Here is a 5,152-nt window from a genome sequence, read left to right as displayed (position 1 = left end):
CACCTGAACGGGGGGAGGACGGGCAGACGCGGTCGGCTCACTCCAACGGGTCCTCGCCGTCCCACCGGACGTCCCACGAACACACCGAGGTCGCCCCCGAGGTGAGCCCCCACGGGCTCGGCACCTCCTCCTCGTCCTCGTCGCCCTGCACCGGCAGCCGGTCGATCACCGCGACCAGCCGCGGCGGCAGTTGCGGCGCCAGCCCGTGGTGGACCCGGGACAGGATGTCGCGCCGCACGTCGTCCGGCAGCAGCGGCCTGGTCATCCGCAACGGCATCGGCCCGGAGGGGCGTACGGCCGCCGCCAGCTGGTCCGACCAGGCCCGCCAGTAGTCGGCGTCGTCGTTCTCGCCGAGCTTCAGATGGTGCAGGTGCAGGCAGTACGCCGCCGTGCCGCAGCCCGATCCGGCGGCGAAGCGCCACCAGAACTCGGCGCCCTCCTCCCGCCCGGTCGCGTACAGCAGCGCGGCGAACACCTCCGCCCCCTCGGGCTGGATCCGGCGGGCGTTCACCAGGAGGTCGAGCCCCCGGGAGGCGTCCGGCGCGCCCAGCACCAGGGCCACCACCAGGCCCAGTTCGAAGGCGGCCTGCTCGAACTCCGACGGCAGGTGTGTCGGCGCGGCCGTGAGCCGGGCCTGGCGCAGTGCTGCGATGCGCTCGGCGTGCGCGCGTTTCGGCCGGGGCACGTGAACCACCGCACGCCCCCCACCGCTCGCGCCCGCCCCACCGCTCGTACCCGCCTCGCCGCTCGCGCCCGCCCCGTCGGGCGGGAGGGCTACCGCCCGGGCCGACACCGCTGACCCGCGGGGTCCGGCTGTACCCCCGCGCGGTCGGCCGGTTCGCCGGAGCTGTCCGGCAGTTCGCCCACCCCGAGTCGGCGCGCCAGTCGCTCCCGGGCGTGCCGGAGGTTGGAGTGCACCGTCGCCACCGGCCGCCCCAGGTAGGCCGCGATCACCTTGACGTGCAGGCCCAGCAGGTACCGCAGGATGATCACATCCCGCTGCCGGTCCGGGAGTTCGAGGATCGCCGCGTACAGCCGCACCTCGTCCGCCTCGCTGTGCAGCAGCCCGTTCGCGACCTGTTTGAAAGCGCCGATCACCGCGGCGAAGGTGACGGCCTCCACCGCCACCGGTTCCTCGGCGGACATCCAGTCCGAGACGTGCCGGTTCGCCAACCGCCAGGCGTACGCGGCCGGCTCCTCGAACCGCAGCACCTGCGGCCAGCAGCGGGCCAGGTCCGCCTTCACGGCCTCGACCACCAGCGCGGCGTCCGCCTGGCCGCCTATCCTGGTCAACGCGAGGGCGTGCCAGGCGGGTTCATGGGTCTCGCAGAACGACGCGTAGGTGAGGTCCAGCCGCAGGCCGAGGTCGCCACCGGCCTCCCGGTCCGACTCCGGGCCGTCGGCGCGCTCCAGCGTGGGCCCTCCCCGGTACCCGCGCACGGGGGCGCCCCTGTCGATCGTCATCGAGCCTGCTTTCCGTGGCCGCCGGCAGCTCGGCGGTCCACTCGAGGGTCGGGCTGTCTGCGCCCATCCTCAGTCCATCCGGCTCGTCACTCCAGGCCGCATCCCGAATACGGATTGTCATCCCATCGGATCAGCCGAACGGTTGGAATGCGGCGGACCGCGCCTGACCTCCGGATACGGTGGGCACCAATCGACAGGTGTCCGCGACGCCAAGGGGAACGCGATGAGCCTCTACGACGGAGTCGACCTGCGGCTCAACATGCCGCACTCGGCCCGGATGTACGACTACTACCTCGGCGGCTTCACCAACTTCGCCGCCGACCGCGAGGCCGCCGGGCACGCCCTCGCCCTCGGACCCTGGCTGCGCGTCGCCGCCCGCGCCAACCGGTCCTTCGTCCACCGCTCCACCCGTGCCCTCGCCCGGGCCGGCATCGACCAGTTCCTCGACATCGGCACCGGCATCCCCACCCCGCCCAACCTCCACGAGGTCGCCCAGAGCGTGGAACCGTGCGCCCGCGTCGTCTACGCCGACAACGACCCGATCGTGCTCTCACACGCCCAGGCCCTGCTCACCGGCACCCCCGAAGGCCGCACCGCTTACGTCGAGGCCGACGTCACCGACCCCGCCCGGCTCCTCGCCTCACCCGGCCTGCGCGACACCATCGACCTCACCCGGCCCGTCGCGCTCTCCCTCAACGCCCTCCTGCACTTCGTCCCCGACACCCACGGCGCCCACGAGCTCGTCGAGCACCTCAAAGCGGCCCTCGCCCCCGGCAGCGCCCTGGTGATGACCCACGTCACCCCCGATTTCGCCCCGGCCGAGATCGCCGGCCTGGTCCGGATCTACGAATCCGCCGGCACCGCCGCCCAGGCCCGCACGCTCCCCGAGTTCACCCGCTTCTTCGACGGCTGGAGCCTCATCGCCCCCGGGATCGTCCCCACCCCCCACTGGCGTCCCACCCCCACCGACCCGCCGGCCACCGCCCCCGAAGCCGCCGCCTACGCGGCCGTGGCCCTCAAACCCTGACCCCGCCGGCCGCGCCGCCCCCACCTGCTCCACCCGTGCGGCCTCGCCGCCCCGGGGACAGACTGGTGGTGGATCGATGCTGCCCGTGAGGCTGGGAGAGGCATGCTGCTGGGACTCACCACCGCCTTGGTCGCGACCGTGTGCTTCGGGTTCGGGGCGGTGTTCCAGGCGCGTGGGGCGCGGTCGGCGCCGCAGGCGGACCGGGTGCGGGCGGGGCTGCTGGCCGCGCTGGCGCGCTCGTGGGAGTTCCTGCTCGGCACCGTGCTGGACATCGTCGGTTTCGCGCTGAGCATCGTGGCGCTGCGCAGCCTGCCCCTGTTCCTCGTGCAGGCCGTCACCAATGCGAGCCTGGCCGTGACGGCGCTCGCCGCCGTCCGGCTGCTCGGGGCACGGCTGCGCCGGGGGGACGCGGTCGGAATCGTCGCCGTGGTGGTCGGCCTGACGCTGCTGGCGCTGGGGTCGGGCCGGGAGGGCCGGGAGCACGCCCCGCCGCTGTTCCACTGGGCGCTGCTCGCGACGACGGCCGTGATGCTGCTGCTGACCCTCGTCCTGGTGCGCCGGGCCGGCACCGTGGCGGCGGCCGGGCTGGGGCTGCTGGCGGGGGTGGGGTTCGGGGTGACGAGCCTGGCGGTGCGGGTGATGGACGCGTCGAGCCTGGTCGCCGTTCTCACCGACCCGGCGGCGTACGCGCTCGTGGTGGGCGGCCTCGGCGGCTACCTGGCGTACGCGCTGGCCCTGCAGCGCGGCACGGTCACGGCCGCGACCGCCGCCGGGACGGTCGCCGAGACCTTCGGTCCGGCGCTGGTGGGTGTGGCGGCGCTGGGCGACGCGGCGCGTCCGGGGTTCGAGTGGTGCGCGCTGGCGGGCTTCGCGGTGGCGGTGGGCGGCACCTTCCTGCTGTCCAGGTTCGGGGAGTTGGAGGGGCAGTCCGCAGAGGTGGCCGGTGCGCGGCCGGGCGCGGCGGACCGGGACCCTGAACCCGGCCCGGGCCCGGAGGCGGAGTCCGAGCCGGCCGTCCCGCCCCGGTAGCCCGGGCGGCGCCGCCGTGCGAAGGTGACATGCCGGACAAATCGGACGGCTGAACGCCCACGGAGCGGCAGGTGCGCGATGGCGGACGAAGCCCAGCCGGGCCCCCGACGGCCGGGGCCCGCCGACCCTCCGGTCGTGCTCGTCACCGGAGCCTCCTCCGGCATCGGCCTGGCCACGGCCGTCCGCCTGGCCGACGCCGGCTGGCGGACCCTGCTGTCCGGTACGGACGGCGCCCGCCTGGACGAGGTCGCCGCCCGGACCGGTGGCCGCGTCCTGCCCGAGGACCTGAGCAAACCGGACGGCCCGAGTCGGCTCGCGGAGGCGGCCCTCGCGGAGGCCGGCCGGGTGGACGCGCTGGTCGCCAGTGCGGGCCTGGGGTGGCGCGGACCGTTCGCGGACACCCCCTCGGACGTCCTGGACCGGATGATCGAGGTCAACTTCGCCGCCCCGCTGCGGCTGGTCCGCCTGCTCCTGCCGGGCATGCTGGAGCGCCGCCGGGGCCGGATCGTGCTGCTCGGCTCGATGGCCGGCCAGGTCGGCGTGCGCGACGAGTCGGGGTACGCGGCGACCAAGGGCGGGCTGGCGATGTTCGCGGAGAGTCTCTGGTATGAGCTGCGCGGCACCGGGGTGGGGGTGCGCCTGGTGCTGCCGGGCCCGGTGGACACCCCGTTCTTCGACCGGCGCGGCACGCCCTACCAGCGGGAGCGGCCACGGCCCGTGCCGGCGGAGCGGGTCGCCGACACCGTGGTCGCGACCATCACCACCGGTCGCGACCGGCTCTTCGTGCCGCACTGGCTCGGCTTCCCGGCCCGGATCCACGGCGTGGCGCCGGGCGTGTTCCGGCGCATGGCCTCCCGCTTCGGGTGAGCCCGGTGAACATCGCCACCCGGGTGCTCGCGGCGGCGGCCGCGGCGGAGTTCGCGCACCTGGCCCCGGCGGCGGTGCGCCTCCCGACACTGCGCCGCACGCTGGCCCGTCGAACCGCAGGCCTCGGTGCCGACCCGCACCACGTCGCCCTGACCTTCGACGACGGCCCCGACCCGCGCAGCACCCCGGAGATCCTGGATGCGCTGGACGCGCTGGGCGGTGTCCGGGCCACCTTCTTCCTGCTGGGCTCGATGCTGGAGCGCGCCCCCGCCCTCGGCCGGGAGCTGGTGCTGCGCGACCACGAGGTGGCCGTCCACGGCTGGCACCACCGGCCGCAGTGGTACCCGGCCCCGGCCCGTGACCTGCGCGAACTGCGCCACGCGACCGAGGCGGTGACCGCGCTGTGCGGGGTGCGCCCGCACTGGTACCGCCCGCCGTACGGGGTGCTGACGGCGGGCCCGGCCCTGGCCGCCCGGCGGCTGGGCCTGCGCCCGGTGCTGTGGACGGCCTGGGGCCGGGACTGGACGGCGGAGGCGACCGGGGCCTCCGTCTACGCGGCCGCCCGCCCCGGCCTCACCGGCGGCGCGACCCTCCTCCTGCACGACTCCGACTGCACCTCCGCCCCCGACTCCTGGCGGGCCACCCTCGCCGCCCTTCCGCTGATCGCCGCCCACTGCCGCGCCCACTCCCTCACCCTCGGCCCGCTCCGCGACCACGCCGTCCCGGGGGCCGCCCGCGGCTGACGGCATCGCGCCCGCCGCCGAG

At 75.6% G+C, this 5,152-nt stretch carries 6 protein-coding genes; 4 read left to right on the top strand and 2 right to left on the bottom strand.

Going from position 1 to position 5,152, the window contains the following annotated elements:
• Positions 1–37: 37 nt before the first annotated feature.
• Both ACFV6I_RS37490 and ACFV6I_RS37485 read right to left on the bottom strand, forming a co-directional pair.
• Positions 38–685: a hypothetical protein gene (locus ACFV6I_RS37490; protein ID WP_380343188.1), complete on the bottom strand. Its 648-nt coding sequence runs from the start codon at positions 683–685 to the stop codon at positions 38–40.
• An 89-nt stretch (positions 686–774) separates the two neighbouring features.
• Positions 775–1,464 (bottom strand): RNA polymerase sigma factor, encoded by a 690-nt coding sequence (locus tag ACFV6I_RS37485; protein WP_380430557.1) that lies wholly within the window; start codon positions 1,462–1,464, stop codon positions 775–777.
• Positions 1,465–1,687: 223 nt separating this feature from the next.
• On the opposite strand from ACFV6I_RS37485, the gene ACFV6I_RS37480 reads away from it, so the two are divergent.
• The 4 genes from ACFV6I_RS37480 to ACFV6I_RS37465 all read left to right on the top strand — a co-directional run bounded on the left by ACFV6I_RS37480 (position 1,688) and on the right by ACFV6I_RS37465 (position 5,130).
• Positions 1,688–2,491, top strand: a complete 804-nt coding sequence (locus ACFV6I_RS37480) for an SAM-dependent methyltransferase (RefSeq protein ID WP_380343185.1) — start codon at positions 1,688–1,690, stop codon at positions 2,489–2,491.
• Between the two features lie 102 nt (positions 2,492–2,593).
• The gene (locus tag ACFV6I_RS37475) at positions 2,594–3,520 is read left to right on the top strand and encodes a hypothetical protein (protein WP_380430555.1); all 927 of its coding nucleotides are present in this window, start codon (positions 2,594–2,596) and stop codon (positions 3,518–3,520) included.
• A 135-nt stretch (positions 3,521–3,655) separates the two neighbouring features.
• Positions 3,656–4,387 (top strand): SDR family oxidoreductase, encoded by a 732-nt coding sequence (locus ACFV6I_RS37470; RefSeq protein ID WP_244293554.1) that lies wholly within the window; start codon positions 3,656–3,658, stop codon positions 4,385–4,387.
• A gap of 5 nt (positions 4,388–4,392) precedes the next feature.
• Positions 4,393–5,130 carry a polysaccharide deacetylase family protein gene (locus ACFV6I_RS37465; RefSeq protein ID WP_380430551.1) on the top strand — a complete coding sequence of 246 codons (738 nt, stop codon included), beginning with the start codon at positions 4,393–4,395 and terminating at the stop codon, positions 5,128–5,130.
• Positions 5,131–5,152 lie beyond the last annotated feature (22 nt).

The organism is Kitasatospora sp. NPDC059803, assembly GCF_042732255.1.
Taxonomy (GTDB): domain Bacteria; phylum Actinomycetota; class Actinomycetes; order Streptomycetales; family Streptomycetaceae; genus Kitasatospora.
Note: the sequence above shows the minus strand (reverse complement) of the source record. Positions and strands in the feature narration are given on the sequence as shown.

Bases quoted from the DNA above. Each gene is read 5' to 3' on its own strand.
- ACFV6I_RS37485 (WP_380430557.1), bottom strand. From the start codon at position 1,464: ATGACGATCGACAGGGGCGCCCCCGTGCGCGGGTACCGGGGAGGGCCC.
- ACFV6I_RS37480 (WP_380343185.1), top strand. From the start codon at position 1,688: ATGAGCCTCTACGACGGAGTCGACCTGCGGCTCAACATGCCGCACTCG.
- ACFV6I_RS37475 (WP_380430555.1), top strand. From the start codon at position 2,594: ATGCTGCTGGGACTCACCACCGCCTTGGTCGCGACCGTGTGCTTCGGG.